Genomic DNA, 18754 nt, shown 5'->3' on the forward strand with positions numbered 1-18754 from the left:
TTATTCACCTGCCTTCTCGTTGAGCATAGTCTTCACACGGGCGATATCCCGGCGGACCTGCTTGAGCAGATGAGTCTGGCTCAGTTGGCCAGTGGCCTTCTGCATGCGCAGGTTAAACTGCTCGCGGAGTAGCTCGAGGAGTTGCTCTTGCAGCTCTCCTACGGACTTTTCACGAATTTCCTGGGCTTTCATCACATCACCGTCCGTTTCGCAAAGGTGGTGGACAAGGGCATCTTCTGTGCGGCCAATTCAAATGCTTCACGGGCCAGCTCTTCGGATACACCTTCAATTTCGTACAGGACCCGACCCGGTTGGATCTGGGCTACCCAGTACTCAACGGAACCTTTACCTTTACCCATACGAACTTCGAGCGGCTTCTTGGAGATCGGCTTATCAGGGAAGACGCGGATCCAAATTTTACCGCCACGTTTAACGTGACGTGTGATCGCACGACGGCCTGCTTCGATCTGGCGCGCAGTGATGCGGCCACGACCAGTTGCTTTGAGACCGTACTCCCCGAAGCTGATCTTGCTTCCGCGATGCGCCAGGCCACGGTTGCGGCCTTTCATCATCTTACGGAATTTCATACGCTTGGGCTGTAACATCGACTCGCTCTCCCCTTACCTGGAACCTTTCTTCTTGGGCGCGTTGCCGGCAGGCTGTTGCTTAGCCTTGGCACGTACTTCCTCGATACCACCGAGGATTTCGCCCTTGAAGATCCACACTTTGACGCCGATGACGCCGTAGGTGGTGTGAGCTTCGTAAGTGGCGTAGTCGATATCCGCACGCAACGTGTGCAACGGAACGCGACCTTCGCGGTACCATTCGGTACGTGCGATTTCGGCACCACCCAGACGACCTGACAGCTGAATCTTAATGCCGCCAGCGCCAAGACGCATTGCGTTCTGTACCGCGCGCTTCATAGCACGACGGAACATGACGCGACGCTCAAGCTGACCCGCTACGTTAGCAGCGACTAGCTTGGCATCCAGCTCCGGCTTGCGAACTTCTTCGATGTTCACATGAACCGGAACACCCATCATCTCGGTCAGATCGCGACGCAAACGGTCGACATCTTCACCTTTTTTGCCAATCACGATACCCGGACGGGCAGTGTGAATGGTGATGCGGGCATTGTTAGCCGGACGCTCGATGTGAATGCGGCTTACGGAAGCGTTCTTTAAACGCTGATCCAGAAAGCTGCGCACTTCGAGATCGTTATTGAGCTTATCGGCATAGGCGCCGCGCTCGGCATACCAGACAGAAGCATGGTCTTTGACGATGCCCAGTCGAATGCCTGTTGGATTGACTTTCTGACCCATCTGGTCGACTCCTACTTCTCGGCTACCTTGACGGTGATGTGGCAGGTGCGCTTCAAGATACGATCCGCACGGCCTTTGGCGCGCGGCTTGATACGCTTGAGCGTCATGCCCTCATCGACGCAGATGGTCGAGACACGCAGCTCGTCGATGTCCATGCCGTTATTTTCTTCCGCATTCGCGATGGCGGACTGAAGCACTTTCTTGACCAGTTTGGCAGCCTTCTTCGGTGAGAAGGTCAGCAGGTCAATAGCTTCGGCGACCGGTTTACCGCGCACCTGGTCAGCCACCAAACGGGCCTTCTGTGCGGATAAAGCAGCGCCACTCAGCTTAGCTGTGACTTCCATCTCTTAATCCTCTCTGGCTTACCGTTTGGCTTTCTTGTCCGCCGCATGCCCGCGATATGTGCGAGTAGCAGCGAATTCGCCAAGTTTATGACCCACCATTTCCTCGGAGACGTGCACCGGGACATGCTGGCGTCCGTTATGGACCGCAATAGTCAGACCTACCATGTTGGGCAGGATCATCGAACGACGCGACCAAGTCTTGATTGGTTTGCGATCGTTCTTCTCCACTGCAGCCTCTACCTTCTTCAAAAGATGAAGGTCAATGAAGGGACCTTTCTTTAGTGAACGTGGCACAGCCGTTACCTCTTAAGTTCTTGGCAATTTCGATTAACGCGTCTTGTTACGACGACGGATAATCAGCTTGTCGGTGCGCTTGTTCTTACGCGTCTTGTGACCCTTAGTCGGCACACCCCATGGGGATACCGGGTGACGACCACCACTGGTGCGGCCTTCACCACCACCGTGCGGGTGATCCACCGGGTTCATCGCGACACCGCGAACAGTCGGACGCACGCCTCTCCAGCGCTTCGCACCGGCCTTGCCAAGTTGACGCAGGCTGTGCTCGGAGTTGCTCACTTCACCCAGAGTTGCGCGGCACTCAGCCAGCACTTTACGCATTTCGCCAGAGCGAAGACGTAAGGTGGCGTAGTTACCTTCACGAGCAACTAGCTGAGCGCTAGTACCGGCACTGCGAGCAATCTGCGCGCCTTTACCCGGCTTCAGTTCGATACCGTGAACGGTAGAACCAAGCGGAATATTGCGCAGCGGCAAAGCATTGCCTTTTTTGATGGGCGCGTTAACACCAGATTCCAGCACGTCACCCGCGCTGACACCTTTCGGTGCAATGATGTAACGACGCTCACCATCTGCATATTTCAATAGTGCAATATGCGCACTACGGTTCGGGTCGTGCTCCAGACGCTCAACAGTGGCAGGAATGCCATCTTTGGTGCGCTTGAAGTCGATCAACCGATAGTGCTGACGGTGACCACCGCCCACGTGGCGGGTGGTGATGCGACCGTAGTTGTTACGGCCACCGGACTTGGACTGTTTCTCCAAAAGCGGTGCATAAGCACGGCCTTTGTACAGTTCCTCACCAACGATCTTAACGACGTGGCGACGACCGGCGGATGTGGGTTTGGTCTTGACGATTGCCATTATCCGTACTCCTGCCCTTATTCGGCGCCAGAGAAGTCTTCGAGCGTTTCACCCGCAGCCAGGGTCACATACGCTTTGCGGTAACCCTTACGCAGGCCAACGCCGTGAGCAGTACGCTTAGTTTTACCCTTCACGTTCAATACTTGAACGCTGCCGACCTTCTTGCCGAATAGTGCTTCAACGGCTTTCTTGATCTCGGGCTTAGTAGCATCAGATGCCACTTTGAAAACGTACTGGTTGCGCTCGGCTGCCATCGCGGCCTTTTCGGTCACGTGCGGTCCAAGCAGAACCTTAAATACGCGCTCCTGGTTCATGCCAGCTTCTCCTCGAATTTACGCAGGGCGGAGACGGTGACCAGAACCTTATCAAAGGCCACTAGGCTCACCGGATCAGCTGCAGCGACATCCACCACGTCAACGTGGGGAAGGTTGCGTGCGGCCAGATAGAGCTTCTCGTCAATTTCTTCAGTGACGATCAACACTTTCTCAAGGTTGAGCTCTTTCAGCTTGGCAGCTACCTGCTTGGTCTTCGGCGCTTCAACGCTGAACTCTTCAACAGCGATAAGACGCTCTTGACGTACGAGTTCAGACAGGATGGAACGCATCGCCGCACGGTACATTTTGCGGTTTACTTTCTGGCTATGGTCCTGAGGACGCGCCGCGAAAGTTACGCCGCCGCTGCGCCATAGCGGAGAGCGGATAGTACCGGCACGTGCACGACCGGTACCCTTCTGACGCCACGGCTTCTTACCACCACCACGTACGTCGGAACGGTTCTTTTGAGCGCGAGTACCTTGACGGCCACCAGCCAAATAGGCGGTTACCACCTGGTGAACCAGCGCTTCGTTGAATTCTTTGCCAAAAGTGGCATCGGCTACTTCAACGGTACCCGTGCCTGCAGCAAGATTCAGATTCATTGGTAATTATCCCCTTCAGCGAGCTTTCACGGCGCTGCGAACGATAACATCGCTACCGGTCGCGCCCGGAACAGCACCTTTGATCAGCAGCAGGTTACGCTCGGCGTCGACACGGACGATTTCAAGGCTCTGTACGGTGCAACGGGCATTACCCATTTGACCGGCCATTTTCTTGCCTTTAAATACGCGACCCGGAGTCTGACACATGCCGATAGAACCCGGCGCGCGGTGCGACAGGGAGTTACCATGCGTGTTGTCTTGGGTACGGAAATTCCAGCGCTTAACAGCACCCTGGAAGCCTTTACCCTTAGAGGTGCCGGTCACGTCAATCATTTGACCAGCTTCGAAGAGGGATACGGTGAGTTCGCCACCCACTTCTGGAGATTCTTCGCCTTCTGCAAGACGAAACTCCATTAGTGAACGACCAGCCTCAACACCCGCCTTGGCAAACTGACCAGCTTGCGCTTTGGTGAGGTGCTTGGCTTTACGAGAACCTGTGGTGACCTGAACCGCTGCGTAACCGTCAGACTCAAGAGTCTTAACGCGCGTTACACGGTTAGGATCAACTTCAATAACGGTCACGGGCACGGAAGCGCCATCTTCGGTAAAGACACGGGTCATCCCGGCCTTTTTACCGACTAAACCGATAGTCATACTCAGTCTCCTATAGTGTACGGGGCTATCACCCGCTATGGCTGCCCTTTCCAGAGCATTCCACTAGCACATTGTGTGGCGCCTCACGGCGCGGCGGCTGCTGCTCATCCTAAAAAATTAATGAGCGCTGGGCCGCGAAGTGTCTAGTGTAATTAGTCGAGCTTGATTTGCACGTCTACGCCAGCGGCGAGATCGAGCTTCATCAGCGCATCAACAGTTTTCTCGGTTGGCTCAACAATATCGAGCACACGCTTGTGCGTACGAATCTCATACTGGTCACGCGCATCTTTGTTGACGTGCGGTGAAATCAGAATGGTGTAACGCTCGCGGTTGGTCGGCAGCGGGATCGGACCACGAACCTGAGCACCAGTACGCTTAGCGGTTTCAACGATCTCCGCTGTGGACTGATCGATCAGGCGATGGTCGAACGCTTTCAACCGAATGCGAATCTTTTGGTTCTGCATTTGCCCTAAACTCCAATGGATGTCGACGGCGCGAGCCGTCTACCCACGCATTCAAAGGATGCGCATTATAGGCACGCCAAAAGCCCATGTCAAACATTTGCTATTGGTGCGCAGAAAAGGGGGCTCGCGAGAGCCCCCTTGATCAATCAATCAAGTAAGCTTACTTGATGATTTTTGCAACAACGCCAGCACCAACGGTACGACCACCTTCGCGAATTGCGAAGCGCAGACCGTCGTCCATAGCGATCGGAGCGATCAGGGTAACAACCATTTTCACGTTGTCGCCCGGCATTACCATTTCAACGCCTTCCGGCAGTTCACAAGTACCAGTTACATCAGTGGTACGGAAGTAGAACTGGGGACGGTAGCCCTTGAAGAAAGGCGTGTGACGACCACCTTCTTCTTTGGACAGCACGTAAACTTCAGCTTCGAAGGTAGTGTGCGGATTGATGGTGCCCGGCTTAGCCAGAACCTGGCCACGCTCGACGTCATCACGCTTAGTACCACGCAGCAGGGCGCCAACGTTCTCACCTGCACGACCTTCGTCGAGCAGCTTACGGAACATTTCAACACCGGTGACGATGGTTTTAGTGGTGTCGCGGATACCCACGATTTCCACTTCTTCGCCCGCTTTAACGATACCGCGCTCTACACGACCGGTAACAACAGTACCGCGGCCAGAGATAGAGAATACGTCTTCGATCGGCATCAGGAACGGCTGGTCGATAGCACGCTCCGGCTCAGGAATGTACTCATCCAGAGCTTTGATCAGATTTGCAACGGCGGTAGTACCCATGCCGTTCTCATCTTCACCGTTCAGCGCCATCAGCGCAGAACCAGTGATGATCGGCGTGTCATCGCCCGGGAAGTCGTACTCGTCGAGGAGTTCGCGAACTTCCATCTCAACTAGCTCAAGTAGCTCTTCGTCATCGACCATGTCCGCTTTGTTCAGGAACACAACGATGTACGGAACGCCAACCTGACGAGACAGCAGGATGTGCTCACGCGTCTGCGGCATCGGGCCGTCAGCGGCAGAACATACCAGGATCGCGCCATCCATCTGCGCAGCACCGGTGATCATGTTCTTGACGTAGTCAGCGTGTCCTGGGCAGTCAACGTGCGCGTAGTGGCGCTCTTCAGACTGATACTCAACGTGAGACGTAGCGATGGTGATACCGCGCTCACGCTCTTCAGGAGCGTTATCGATGGTATCAAACTCACGCCAGTCACCGCCGAAAACCTCAGCAGACACGCGGGTCAGGGCCGCTGTCAGAGTCGTTTTACCGTGGTCGACGTGACCGATGGTGCCGACGTTGACGTGCGGTTTGGAACGTTCAAATTTTTCCTTAGCCACTGCTATAACCTCTTTACGTTAGCTAACGGTTAACCGTTTTGATTGATGACGGCTTCAACGACGCTGGAGGGCGCCTCCTCGTACTTCGCGAACTCCATAGAGTAGCTCGCGCGGCCCTGGGTTTGTGAGCGCAGATCGGTTGCGTAACCGAACATCTCACCCAGTGGCACCGTTGCACGAATGACTTTACCAGAAGAGGAGTCATCCATGCCCTGCACCAGACCGCGACGACGGCTCAGGTCGCCCATGACGTCACCCATAAACTCTTCGGGGGTCACGATTTCGACCTTCATCACCGGCTCCAGCAGCACGGCCTTGGCCTTCCTGGCACCTTCTTTCACTGCCATAGAAGAAGCAATCTTGAACGCAGTCTCGTTAGAGTCCACGTCATGGAAGGAACCATCAAACAGCGTTACTTTAACGTCGATCATCGGGTAACCCGCGATGACACCGTTTTTGAGCTGTTCGTAGGCACCCTTCTCAACCGCAGGCACGTATTCCTTGGGAACCGCACCACCCACGATTTCAGAGTTGAATTTGAAGAAAATTTCTTCTTCGCCTTCACCCTTTTCTGCAGCAGTCAGCGGCTCAATACGCAGCCAAACGTGACCATACTGACCACGACCACCTGACTGACGCACGAACTTGCCTTCTTGCTCAATGTTGCCACGAATGGTTTCGCGATAGGCAACCTGAGGCTTACCGATATTGGCTTCAACCTTGAACTCGCGACGCATACGGTCAACAAGGATATCGAGGTGCAGCTCACCCATACCAGAAATGATCGTCTGGCCGGTTTCTTCGTCGGTTTTCACTTGGAAAGAGGGATCTTCCTGGGCCAGTTTACCCAGAGCAACACCCATCTTTTCCTGATCAGCCTTCGACTTCGGCTCAACGGCTACCGAGATAACCGGATCCGGGAACTCCATGCGCTCGAGAACAATTTTGTTATCGATGTCGCACAGGGTGTCACCCGTAGTGACGTCTTTCAGGCCGATACACGCTGCGATGTCGCCAGCCAATACTTCTTTGATCTCTTCACGCGAATTGGCATGCATCTGAACGATACGACCAACACGCTCTTTCTTCTGCTTAACGGAGTTATAAACACCGTCACCAGACTTCAGAACGCCCGAGTAGACGCGGATAAAGGTCAAAGTACCAACGAAGGGGTCGGTAGCGATTTTAAACGCCAACGCCGCAAACGGTGCACTGTCATCCGCTTCGCGCGTATCGACGGTACCGTCTTTATCGTCTAGCTCACCTTCGATCGCCTTAACTTCAGTCGGCGAAGGCATGTATTCGATAACGCCGTCAAGCACTGCCTGAACACCTTTGTTCTTAAATGCAGAACCACAGGTCACCAGAACAATGTCGTTGGCTAACGTACGCGCACGAAGACCAGCCTTGATCTCTTCAATCGACAGCTCGCCGCCTTCCAAGTACTTATCCATCAGCTCTTCAGAGCCTTCGGCAGCGGCTTCAACCATTTGCTCGCGATACGTTTCGGCAGTCTCTTGCAGCTCAGCCGGAATATCAACAAGCTCGTAATTCATACCCAGGCTTTCCTCGTCCCACAGGATAGCCTTCATCTGAATCAGGTCGATAACGCCTTTGAAATCTTCCTCTGTGCCCCAGTTGATCTGGATCGGCACAGCATTAGCTCCTAAGCGCTCTTTAAGCTGGTCAACGACCATAAAGAAGTCAGCGCCAGTACGGTCCATCTTATTGACGAAAACCATACGCGGAACTTCGTACTTATTAGCCTGACGCCAGACGGTTTCGGTCTGCGGCTGAACGCCGGAAGAACCACACAGTACAACGACAGCACCATCCAGAACACGCAGAGAACGTTCAACTTCGATAGTGAAGTCAACGTGCCCAGGCGTATCAATGATATTGATACGGTGCTCAGGAAACTGCTTGTCCATACCCTGCCAGAAACAGGTAGTTGCAGCTGAGGTGATAGTAATACCACGCTCCTGCTCCTGCTCCATCCAGTCCATGGTCGCCGCACCGTCGTGTACTTCACCCACTTTATGGGAAAGACCGGTGTAGAACAGTACGCGTTCAGTTGTCGTGGTTTTACCCGCGTCAACGTGAGCGACGATACCGATATTGCGATAACGATTAAGTGGAGTCTTGCGTGCCACGGTGAAGCTCCCGTTAGTTGGCGATGCTCGTTAATTCAGCAGTGTTCATTTTGCGTATGCCACTGCCGCCATCGACAACGATAGCGGCGGCGTGTTGCAGCATGGCGAAAAAATTCTTTAACGCAGCACAACCAGCAAAAAGAAACACAAACTTAGAAACGCCGAGTTTAGAAACGATAGTGAGAGAAGGCCTTGTTGGCTTCTGCCATACGGTGCACATCTTCACGCTTCTTAACAGCCGAGCCTTTGCCTTCAGCGGCATCCAGCATTTCACCTGCCAGGCGCTGAACCATCGTTTTCTCACCGCGGCGACGCGCAGCGTCTACCAACCAGCGCATTGCTAGGGCTTGGCGACGCGAAGGACGAACTTCGACCGGCACCTGATAGGTCGCACCACCAACGCGGCGCGACTTTACTTCGACCATCGGCTGGATAGTTTCCAGCGCTTTGTCGAAGATTTCCAGCGGCTCTTCATTACTACGCTCGGCAACCTTGTCCAACGCACCGTAGACGATGCGCTCAGCTATGGACTTCTTGCCGCTGACCATCAAGTGGTTCATGAACTTCGCCAGACGCTCACTTCCGAACTTAGGATCCGGCAGGATTTCGCGTTTAGCTACAACTCTTCTTCTAGGCATGATAAGCCCTCAATTAAGGATCCTTCAGGTAAACCCGGGACCAATTGCGCTAGTAGCGCCGCCCGACCTTACTCTTATCAGACCGTCATATTCGTATTAAGGTAACAACGCAAGCGCCTTAAGACGCTGCAACAAGACGCCTTAGGACTTCGGACGCTTGGTACCGTACTTAGAACGACCCTGCTTACGGTTCTGTACGCCAGAGGTGTCAAGGGCGCCACGAACGGTGTGATAACGCACACCTGGCAAATCCTTTACACGACCGCCGCGAATCAGAACAACAGAGTGCTCTTGCAGGTTGTGACCTTCACCACCGATGTAAGAAGACACTTCGAAGCCGTTGGTAAGGCGCACACGGCAAACCTTACGCAGGGCCGAGTTCGGCTTCTTAGGGGTAGTAGTATAAACGCGCGTACAAACGCCGCGCTTTTGCGGGCATGCCTGAAGCGCAGGTACGTCACTCTTAGTGACGGGGCGCTTGCGCGGCTTGCGCACTAGCTGATTAATCGTTGCCATGGTGTTTAGCTGACTCCAATGGTTGCCTGGCCTTTTAACAAATACGTGCAGCGGATGCGGGCGCACCCACCCCACTGTTAAAGGCTGCGCATTCTAAAGGCTGACCCTAGGTGACGTCAAGTCTTGCTGGCGGTTTAACCAGCAAGACGGCGTCATAAGGGCCAGCGACTCGTTGTTACTCGTTTTCCCTTACCGTTGATTACAGCTCGTCGTCTGAATCAAGGGCGGTTAACTGAGCACCAAGCTCCTGCTCAACTTCAGTAGCTGATGGGTTGAACAGACGCTCAACGTCTTCGCGCTTGCGACGACGCTCTGCGTGGTGAGTCAGACCGGTACCTGCCGGAATCAGACGCCCAACCACCACGTTTTCTTTCAGGCCGCGCAGATAATCGCGCTTGCCGGTTACCGCTGCTTCGGTCAATACGCGTGTCGTTTCCTGGAACGACGCCGCTGAAATGAACGATTCAGTTGCCAAGCTGGCCTTAGTAATACCCAACAGCAAGCGTTGGTACTTGGCTGGGAATTTGTCTTCTTTCTCAAGTCGCGCATTTTGCTCAAGTACGCGCACAAGCTCTGCTTGATCACCGGTGATAAAGTCAGAGTCACCAGAATCTGTGATCTCTACCTTACGCAGCATCTGACGCACAATAACTTCGATGTGCTTATCGTTGATGCCTACACCCTGCAGACGATAAACGTCTTGAACTTCGGCGGTAATGTATTTGGCCAGTTCCGCCACGCCCAATAAGCGCAGGATATCGTGGGGATTGCTCGGACCATCCGAAATCACTTCGCCCTTCTCGACCTTTTCGCCTTCGAAGACAGCGATTTGGCGCCATTTCGGGATCAGCGCTTCAAACGGGTCGCCAGATTCTGGAGTAATCGTCAAACGACGCTTACCCTTGGTCTCTTTACCAAAGCTGATGACACCACTGATTTCGGCCAAGATCGCAGACTCTTTCGGCTTACGCGCTTCAAACAAGTCAGCAACCCGTGGCAGACCACCGGTAATATCTTTGTTACCAGATGCTTCTACCGGGATACGCGCGACGACTTCACCCACGCCAATGGTAGAACCATCATCGACGGAGATAATAGAGTTGCCTGGCAACAGGTACTGTACCGGTGTATTCGAGCCAGACACCGAAACATACTCACCAGCCGCATCTTGCAACATCACCATCGGGCGCTTGTCGCGACCGGCCATCGGACGGGCAGCCGACTCGATAACTTCAATAGACGATAGGCCAGTCATCTCGTCGACACTGCGGTGCATGGTGACACCTTCGTCGAGATCAATAAACTGCGCCTTACCCTCTACTTCGGCAATGATCGGATGAGTGTGCGGATCCCACTTCGCGACAACCGCCCCCCCATCAACCACATCACCGTCACGAACCGACAGTTCTGCACCGTAAGGTAGCTTGTAGTACTCACGCTCACGACCGTGGTCATCAGCGACCGCAAGTGCACTGGAACGAGAAACAACGACCAGCTTACCGTCAGCACGCTCTACGTGCTTGATGTTGTGTAGACGTACCTTACCGCCATGCTTAACCTGAACGCTGTCTACTGCTGATGAACGCGACGCCGCACCACCAATGTGGAACGTACGCATGGTTAGCTGGGTACCCGGCTCACCGATGGACTGCGCGGCGATAACGCCAACAGACTCACCAATATTCACCTGATGACCACGCGCCAAGTCACGGCCGTAACAGGATGCACACACACCGTGTGGCGTGTCACAGGTAATGGTAGAGCGAACAATAATTTCGTCGACACCCATGGTATCTAGCGATGCACACCATTTCTCATCAAGCAACGTGCCGCGAGCGATAAGCACTTCATCGGTGCTCGGATCGATAACATCAATTGCGACCACGCGACCGAGTACACGCTGAGACAGCGGTACAATGATGTCACCGCCTTCGATGATCGGGTGCAGCGTCAGACCTTTATCGGTGCCGCAATCGGTCTCGGTGATGACCAAGTCCTGAGCAACATCCACCAAACGGCGGGTCAGGTAACCGGAGTTGGCTGTTTTCAGGGCCGTATCCGCAAGACCTTTACGTGCACCGTGGGTCGAGATGAAGTACTGCAGTACGTTCAAACCTTCCCGGAAGTTGGCGACGATCGGCGTTTCAATAATCGAGCCATCCGGCTTGGCCATCAGACCACGCATACCCGCCAACTGACGGATCTGGGCGGCAGAACCACGCGCACCAGAGTCAGCCATGATGAAGACGCTGTTGAACGAGTCTTGCTCAACTTCGTTACCTTCACGGTCGATGACGGTCTCTTTAGAGATACCCACCATCATCGCCTTAGCGACTTTATCGTTGGCCTTTGACCAGATATCGATAACCTTGTTGTACTTCTCGCCGGCAGTTACCAGGCCAGAAGAGAACTGGTCTTCGATCTCTTTAACTTCTGCTTCTGCAGCGTCGACAATCTCAGTTTTCGCATCAGGGATAACGAAGTCGTTAACACCGATAGAAGCGCCCGACCACGTTGCCAAACGGAAACCGGTGTACATCAGTTGGTCAGCAAAGATAACCGTCGGCTTCAAGCCCGCACGACGGTATACCTCGTTGATCAAGCTGGAGATCGCTTTCTTCTTCATCGGCTGATCAATCAGCGAGAACGGCACGCCTTCCGGCAAAATGCGGAACAGCAGCGCACGACCAACCGTCGTGTCGTAGATGCGACGGTGGAAACTACGCACACCGGTCTCTTCTTCGACATCTACTTCGTCCAAACGAACTTTTACGCGGGCGTGCAGCGATACCGACTGAGTTCCAAACGCGCGCTCTACCTCATTAAGGTCAGAGAACACCATGCCTTCGCCTTTGGCGTTGATCTTTTCGCGGGTCATGTAATACAGACCCAGAACAACGTCTTGCGAGGGTACGATAATCGGCTCGCCGTTGGCTGGCGACAGCACGTTGTTGGTGGCCATCATCAGCGCGCGCGCTTCAAGCTGGGCTTCCAGGGTCAGCGGTACGTGTACCGCCATCTGGTCACCGTCGAAGTCGGCGTTGTAGGCGGCACAGACCAACGGGTGCAGCTGGATCGCTTTACCTTCGATCAACAGCGGCTCAAACGCTTGGATACCAAGGCGGTGGAGCGTCGGCGCACGGTTAAGCAGTACCGGGTGTTCACGGATAACATCGGCAAGGATGTCCCACACCTCAGGCAATTCGCGCTCAACCATCTTCTTGGCAGCTTTAATCGTTGAGGCGTAGCCCAGTGACTGTAGCTTGGAGTAGATAAACGGCTTGAACAGCTCAAGCGCCATTTTCTTCGGCAGACCACACTGGTGCAGACGCAGGGTCGGACCAACGGTGATAACCGAACGGCCTGAGTAATCAACGCGCTTACCTAGCAAGTTCTGACGGAAACGACCTTGCTTACCCTTGATCATATCGGCAAGGGATTTCAGAGGACGCTTGTTAGAGCCTGTAATTGCACGGCCACGACGACCATTATCTAACAACGCATCAACCGCTTCTTGCAGCATACGCTTCTCGTTGCGCACGATAATATCCGGCGCATTGAGATCCAGCAGACGCTTCAGGCGGTTGTTACGGTTAATGACGCGACGATAAAGGTCGTTTAGATCTGAGGTCGCGAAGCGGCCGCCGTCCAGCGGCACCAGCGGACGAAGATCCGGCGGCAGCACGGGCAGCACTTCCATAACCATCCACGCCGGCGCATTGCCGGAGTGATAGAAGGCTTCGAGCAGCTTCAAGCGTTTAGAAAGCTTCTTAATCTTGGTTTCAGAGTTGGTCTGCGGAATTTCTTCACGCAGATGATTAATTTCTTCTTCCAGATCGATGTCTTTCAGCAGCTCTTGAACGGCTTCGGCACCCATGCGGGCATCGAAGTCATCGCCGAACTCTTCTAGCGCTTCAAAGTACTGCTCATCGTTGAGTAACTGACCACGCTCAAGCGTGGTCATGCCGGGATCGATAACGACAAAGCTTTCGAAGTACAGCACGCGTTCGATATCACGCAGGGTCATATCGAGGAACATGCCGATACGCGACGGCAGCGACTTCAAAAACCAAATGTGAGCAACCGGCGACGCCAGCTCGATATGGCCCATGCGCTCACGGCGCACGGCAGCCTTGGTGACTTCAACGCCACACTTCTCACAAATGATGCCGCGGTGCTTCATGCGCTTATACTTGCCGCACAAGCACTCATAGTCTTTGACCGGGCCAAAAATCTTGGCGCAGAACAGACCATCCCGCTCCGGCTTAAAGGTGCGGTAGTTGATGGTCTCAGGCTTCTTCACCTCGCCGAACGACCAGGAGCGAATCATGTCCGGCGACGCCAGGGTAATCTTGATCGCGTCAAACTCTTCGGACTGAGATTGCGATTTGAGTACTTTCACCAAATCTTTCATGGGACGGCTCCTAGCTCTCTAACTCGATATCGATGCCCAGCGAGCGGATTTCCTTCACGAGTACGTTGAAGGATTCCGGCATGCCTGCCTGCATGGTGTGGTCGCCATCCACGATGTTTTTATACATCTTGGTGCGGCCTTCGACGTCATCCGACTTGACGGTGAGCATCTCTTGCAGCGTATACGCGGCACCGTAAGCTTCCAGCGCCCACACTTCCATCTCACCAAAGCGCTGACCACCGAACTGCGCCTTACCACCCAGCGGCTGCTGAGTCACTAGCGAGTAAGAGCCGGTAGAACGCGCGTGCATCTTGTCGTCTACCAGGTGGTTCAGCTTGAGCATGTACATGTAGCCAACGGTCACCGAGCGGTCAAACGCATCACCAGTACGACCATCGTACAGGGTCATTTGGCCAGACTCAGGAATGTCAGCAAGCTTCAGCAGATGCTTGATCTCATGCTCTTTAGCACCGTCAAACACCGGCGTCGCCATAGGTACACCGCCTTTGAGGTTTTTCGCTAGCGCAATGATTTCTTCATCGCTTAACGAATCGATATCCTCAACACGGGTTCCTGGCGTGTTGTATATTTGGCCTAGGAAGTCACGGATTTCAGCAACTTGCTGACCACGGGCATCACGAAGCATGGCGTCGATCTTGACACCCAAACCGCGGGCAGCCATACCCAAGTGGGTTTCCAGGATCTGACCAACGTTCATCCGCGAAGGTACGCCCAACGGGTTTAGCACCACATCAACCGGCTCGCCTTTCTCATCGAACGGCATATCTTCGATGGGCATGATCGCCGAGATAACACCTTTGTTACCGTGACGGCCTGCCATCTTGTCGCCAGGCTGAATGCGACGTTTAACCGCCATGTAAACCTTGACGATTTTAAGCACGCCCGGTGCGAGATCATCGCCCTGGGTCAGCTTGCGCTTCTTGTCTTCAAAGCGCTCGTCCATCTCTTTACGACGGTTTTCAAGCTGCTCATCGGCCTGGGCTAACAGTTCGTTGTATGCCTCATCCTGCATGCGCAGTTTGAACCACTGCTGACGCGGTAACTCGTCGAGGTAAGCCTCGTCCAGTACATCGCCCTTCTTGAGGTTCGGCCCACCGTTAACTTCTTGGCCTTCCAAGGTACGCTTTAGGCGCTCAAAGGTAGCGTCTTCAGCAATACGATAAGTTTCCTGAAGATCTTTACGCACCTCGTCCAACTGCATCCGCTCGATGGCAAGCGCACGAGTGTCTTTTTCAACGCCGTCACGGGTAAATACCTGGACGTCGATGACGGTACCTTTCATACCGGTCGGCGCACGCAGCGAGGTATCTTTAACGTCAGAAGCTTTTTCACCGAAGATAGCGCGTAGCAGCTTCTCTTCCGGCGTCAGCTGGGTTTCACCCTTGGGTGTTACCTTACCGACCAAGATATCGCCAGGGCCAACTTCGGCACCGATGTAAACAACACCTGCTTCGTCCAGCTTACCTAGCGCAGACTCGCCAACGTTGGGGATATCGGCAGTGATCTCTTCCGGCCCTAACTTGGTATCGCGAGAGACACAGGTCAGTTCCTGAATATGAATCGTGGTAAAGCGGTCTTCTTGTACCACCCGCTCAGACAGCAGGATGGAGTCCTCGAAGTTGTAACCATTCCAGGGCATGAACGCGATGCGCATGTTCTGGCCCAGCGCCAGATCACCCATATCAACAGACGGGCCGTCGGCAAGAATATCGCCACGGGCTACGTTGTCACCAGGCCGCACGATAGGACGCTGGTTCATACAGGTGTTCTGGTTTGAACGGGTATACTTGGTCAGATTGTAGATATCAACACCGGCTTCGCCGCCGATGATCTCATCTTCATTCACCCGCACCACAACACGACGCGCGTCAACAGAATCGATTACGCCACCACGATGTGCAACGGCACAAACGCCGGAGTCACGCGCAACGAATCGCTCCATACCGGTACCAACGAGCGGTTTGTCAGCACGCAAAGTTGGCACGGCCTGACGCTGCATGTTCGCACCCATCAAGGCGCGGTTAGCATCATCGTGCTCTAGGAACGGAATCAATGCAGCCGCTACCGAAACAACCTGACGCGGCGACACATCCATTAGCGTGACCTGCTCAGGGCGCATAAACGTGGTTTCACCACGGTGACGCACCTGAACCAAGTCATCGCTCAGTTTGTTGGTCTCATCCACCGCGGCAGATGCCTGGGCGATAACGAAATCGCCCTCTTCGATCGCTGACAGGTGAACGATATCGTCAGTTACCTGACCGGCGTTGACCTTACGATATGGCGTTTCGAGGAAGCCATAGCTGTTGGTATGGCTATAGGTCGCCAGAGAGTTGATCAGACCGATGTTCGGACCTTCCGGCGTTTCGATCGGACACAGACGTCCGTAGTGCGTGGCGTGTACGTCACGCACTTCGAAGCCGGCACGCTCACGGGTCAACCCACCTGGGCCGAGTGCAGACACACGACGCTTGTGGGTAACCTCGGAAAGCGGGTTATTCTGGTCCATGAACTGGGACAGCTGGCTAGAACCGAAGAACTCTTTCACCGCTGCCGCTACCGGCTTAGCGTTGATCAAATCTTGCGGCATCAGGCCTTCGCTTTCCGCCATGGAAAGACGCTCTTTCACCGCGCGCTCTACGCGCACCAAGCCAACGCGGAACTGGTTTTCAGCCATTTCGCCAACACAACGAATACGGCGGTTACCCAAGTGATCGATATCGTCAACGTCACCGAAGCCGTTACGGATGTTGATCAGCTCACGCAGAACATCGAGGATGTCTTTACGATCCAGCACGCCAGAGCCCGTGTCGGTATCACGACGCAGACGGCGGTTAAACTTCATACGACCAACGCCAGACAGGTCGTAGCGGTCTTCGCTGAAGAACAGGTTATTAAACAGCGTCTCGGCGGCTTCTTTGGTGGGCGGCTCACCAGGACGCATCATGCGGTAAATTTCGACCAACGCTTCGAGCGCAGAGCCTGTGGCATCCAGCTTCAGCGTATCGGAAATGAACGAGCCACAGTCGAGATCGTTCGTGTAGAGCGTCTCAATATGGGTAATGCCACCCTGCGCCATACGCTCAAGTACTTCTGGCGTAATTTCGGTATTACACGGACAGATCAGCTCGCCAGTTTTGGAATCGATCTGATCTTTGGCCAACGTTTTACCAAACAGGTACTCCATCGGCACTTCCAGACGCTCCAGGCCAGCTTTCTCAAGCTGACGGATGTGCTTCTGGGTAATACGACGCCCTTCTTCGACAATGACATTACCTTCGCCATCTTTAATATCGAAGGTAGCGGTTTCACCGCGTAGACGTGAAGGTACCAGCTCCACGAAGAAGCCAGTTTTTTCAATGCTAAACTTGCTGGTTTCGAAAAACTCTTCAAGGATCTCTTCGGTGCTCATTCCCAAGGCACGCATTAATACCGACGCAGGCAGTTTCCGGCGACGGTCAATACGTACGAAGACGTTGTCTTTAGGGTCGAACTCGAAGTCCAGCCAGGAACCACGATAAGGAATCACTCGGGCAGAATAGAGCAGCTTACCAGAGGAGTGACTCTTGCCTTTATCGTGATCGAAGAACACACCGGGCGAACGGTGGAGCTGAGAAACGATAACCCGCTCAGTACCATTGATGACAAAGGTACCATTCTCGGTCATCAGGGGGATTTCCCCCATGTAGACTTCCTGCTCTTTAATATCCTTGATTGCCTTGTTCGAGGAGTCGCGATCATAGATGATCAAGCGAACCTTGACACGCAGCGGGGCGGAATAGGTCACGCCACGCAGCTGACACTCCTTTACATCGAACGCCGGCGTGCCGAAACGGTAGCTGACATACTCCAGCGCCGCATTCCCAGAGAAGCTTTCAATCGGAAACACGGACTTAAACGCCGCGTGCAGACCAATCTCGTGGCGCTCGTCGGGCGAACGATCCTGCTGGAGAAAGTCGTAGTAGGAATCAAGCTGGATGGCCAGCAAGTAAGGCACATCCATCACTTGGGGCAGTTTGCCGAAATCCTTGCGGATGCGTTTTTTCTCAGTATATGAGTAAGCCATCTGTATTCCCCAGCTTGTTCACCATGGGTGACCGATGCGTGGTCATCTGCCCCGCGGGCGTTTCAGACGCAGACAGCAAGCTCCTAAATCGGTAGCTCGCCGTCAAAAATCTTGATAGATAACAGTGTTACAGTAGTGCTGCTAGCGCTTCGCTATCACTCGCGCTTCACAACTTACGCTTCACAACTTACGCTTCACAACAACGGTCTTACTGTTTTGCTGCTTCTTACCGCAGCCTTCCTGCTGTAATGCTGCCGAGCAACATGATACAACAGAAAAAGGCCGGCAGCGGGATAAGCCCGCCGCCAGCCGTGGAAGCTTACGCAGCGCGTAAAGCCGTCAGCACAAGAATTACTTGAGCTCGACGCTTGCGCCCGCTTCTTCCAGCTTGGTCTTAGCTGCTTCAGCGTCTTCTTTAGACATTGCTTCTTTGATGGTAGCCGGCGCGCCATCAACTGCACCTTTGGCTTCTTTCAGGCCAAGACCAGTGATTTCGCGAACTGCTTTGATGACGTTAACTTTCTTGTCACCAGCGGCAGTCAGTACCAGATCAAATTCAGTCTGTTCTTCAGCAGCTGCTTCGCCGCCTGCAGCCGGGCCAGCCATTACGGCTGCTGCTGCAGATACGCCGAACTTCTCTTCCATTGCTTCGATCAGCTCGACAACTTCCATTACGGACATGTCGGCTACAGCATTGATGATATCGTCTTTGGTCAGTGCCATTGTCTCATTCC

At 54.0% G+C, this 18754-nt stretch carries 17 protein-coding genes; all 17 read right to left on the bottom strand.

From position 1 onward, the window contains the following. The 17 genes from rpmC to rplL all read right to left on the bottom strand — a co-directional run bounded on the left by rpmC (position 1) and on the right by rplL (position 18743). On the bottom strand, positions 1-192 hold the full coding sequence (gene rpmC / locus L1X57_RS04710) for a 50S ribosomal protein L29 (protein ID WP_009723898.1): 192 nt from the start codon (positions 190-192) through the stop codon (positions 1-3). Then, entirely contained in the window at positions 192-605 is a 414-nt protein-coding gene (gene rplP / locus L1X57_RS04715) for a 50S ribosomal protein L16 (protein ID WP_007112000.1), read from the bottom strand. The genes rpmC and rplP overlap by 1 nt, the downstream gene beginning before the upstream one ends. Before the next feature lie 15 nt (positions 606-620). Beyond that, positions 621-1322 (bottom strand): 30S ribosomal protein S3, encoded by a 702-nt coding sequence (rpsC, locus tag L1X57_RS04720; protein ID WP_009723899.1) that lies wholly within the window; start codon positions 1320-1322, stop codon positions 621-623. 11 nt (positions 1323-1333) lie between these two features. Further along, positions 1334-1666, bottom strand: coding sequence for a 50S ribosomal protein L22 (gene rplV, locus L1X57_RS04725; protein ID WP_009723900.1), 333 nt, complete (start codon positions 1664-1666; stop codon positions 1334-1336). A gap of 18 nt (positions 1667-1684) precedes the next feature. Beyond that, entirely contained in the window at positions 1685-1960 is a 276-nt protein-coding gene (rpsS, locus tag L1X57_RS04730) for a 30S ribosomal protein S19 (protein WP_009098993.1), read from the bottom strand. A 33-nt stretch (positions 1961-1993) separates the two neighbouring features. Then, on the bottom strand, positions 1994-2824 hold the full coding sequence (gene rplB / locus L1X57_RS04735) for a 50S ribosomal protein L2 (RefSeq protein ID WP_009723901.1): 831 nt from the start codon (positions 2822-2824) through the stop codon (positions 1994-1996). Positions 2825-2841: 17 nt separating this feature from the next. Continuing rightward, on the bottom strand, positions 2842-3138 hold the full coding sequence (gene rplW, locus L1X57_RS04740) for a 50S ribosomal protein L23 (RefSeq protein ID WP_009723902.1): 297 nt from the start codon (positions 3136-3138) through the stop codon (positions 2842-2844). After that, complete coding sequence (gene rplD / locus L1X57_RS04745; RefSeq protein WP_009723903.1) at positions 3135-3740, bottom strand: 50S ribosomal protein L4; 606 nt, start codon at positions 3738-3740, stop codon at positions 3135-3137. The genes rplW and rplD overlap by 4 nt, the downstream gene beginning before the upstream one ends. A gap of 15 nt (positions 3741-3755) precedes the next feature. Further along, entirely contained in the window at positions 3756-4394 is a 639-nt protein-coding gene (gene rplC / locus L1X57_RS04750; RefSeq protein WP_009723904.1) for a 50S ribosomal protein L3, read from the bottom strand. Positions 4395-4546: 152 nt separating this feature from the next. Next, positions 4547-4858, bottom strand: coding sequence for a 30S ribosomal protein S10 (gene rpsJ / locus L1X57_RS04755; protein ID WP_009098983.1), 312 nt, complete (start codon positions 4856-4858; stop codon positions 4547-4549). A 160-nt stretch (positions 4859-5018) separates the two neighbouring features. Further along, positions 5019-6212 (bottom strand): elongation factor Tu, encoded by a 1194-nt coding sequence (tuf, locus tag L1X57_RS04760; protein ID WP_009723905.1) that lies wholly within the window; start codon positions 6210-6212, stop codon positions 5019-5021. Between the two features lie 29 nt (positions 6213-6241). Further along, positions 6242-8365, bottom strand: a complete 2124-nt coding sequence (gene fusA / locus L1X57_RS04765; RefSeq protein WP_009723906.1) for an elongation factor G — start codon at positions 8363-8365, stop codon at positions 6242-6244. Between the two features lie 167 nt (positions 8366-8532). Beyond that, positions 8533-9003 carry a 30S ribosomal protein S7 gene (gene rpsG / locus L1X57_RS04770; RefSeq protein WP_009098975.1) on the bottom strand — a complete coding sequence of 157 codons (471 nt, stop codon included), beginning with the start codon at positions 9001-9003 and terminating at the stop codon, positions 8533-8535. A gap of 141 nt (positions 9004-9144) precedes the next feature. Further along, positions 9145-9519 (bottom strand): 30S ribosomal protein S12, encoded by a 375-nt coding sequence (gene rpsL / locus L1X57_RS04775; RefSeq protein WP_009098973.1) that lies wholly within the window; start codon positions 9517-9519, stop codon positions 9145-9147. Between the two features lie 199 nt (positions 9520-9718). Continuing rightward, entirely contained in the window at positions 9719-13933 is a 4215-nt protein-coding gene (gene rpoC, locus L1X57_RS04780) for a DNA-directed RNA polymerase subunit beta' (protein WP_009723907.1), read from the bottom strand. Between the two features lie 10 nt (positions 13934-13943). Next, positions 13944-18020: a DNA-directed RNA polymerase subunit beta gene (rpoB, locus tag L1X57_RS04785; RefSeq protein WP_009723908.1), complete on the bottom strand. Its 4077-nt coding sequence runs from the start codon at positions 18018-18020 to the stop codon at positions 13944-13946. Positions 18021-18371: 351 nt separating this feature from the next. Continuing rightward, positions 18372-18743: a 50S ribosomal protein L7/L12 gene (rplL, locus tag L1X57_RS04790; protein WP_009723909.1), complete on the bottom strand. Its 372-nt coding sequence runs from the start codon at positions 18741-18743 to the stop codon at positions 18372-18374. Positions 18744-18754 lie beyond the last annotated feature (11 nt).

Source organism: Halomonas sp. TD01, from assembly GCF_923868895.1.
Lineage (GTDB): Bacteria > Pseudomonadota > Gammaproteobacteria > Pseudomonadales > Halomonadaceae > Vreelandella.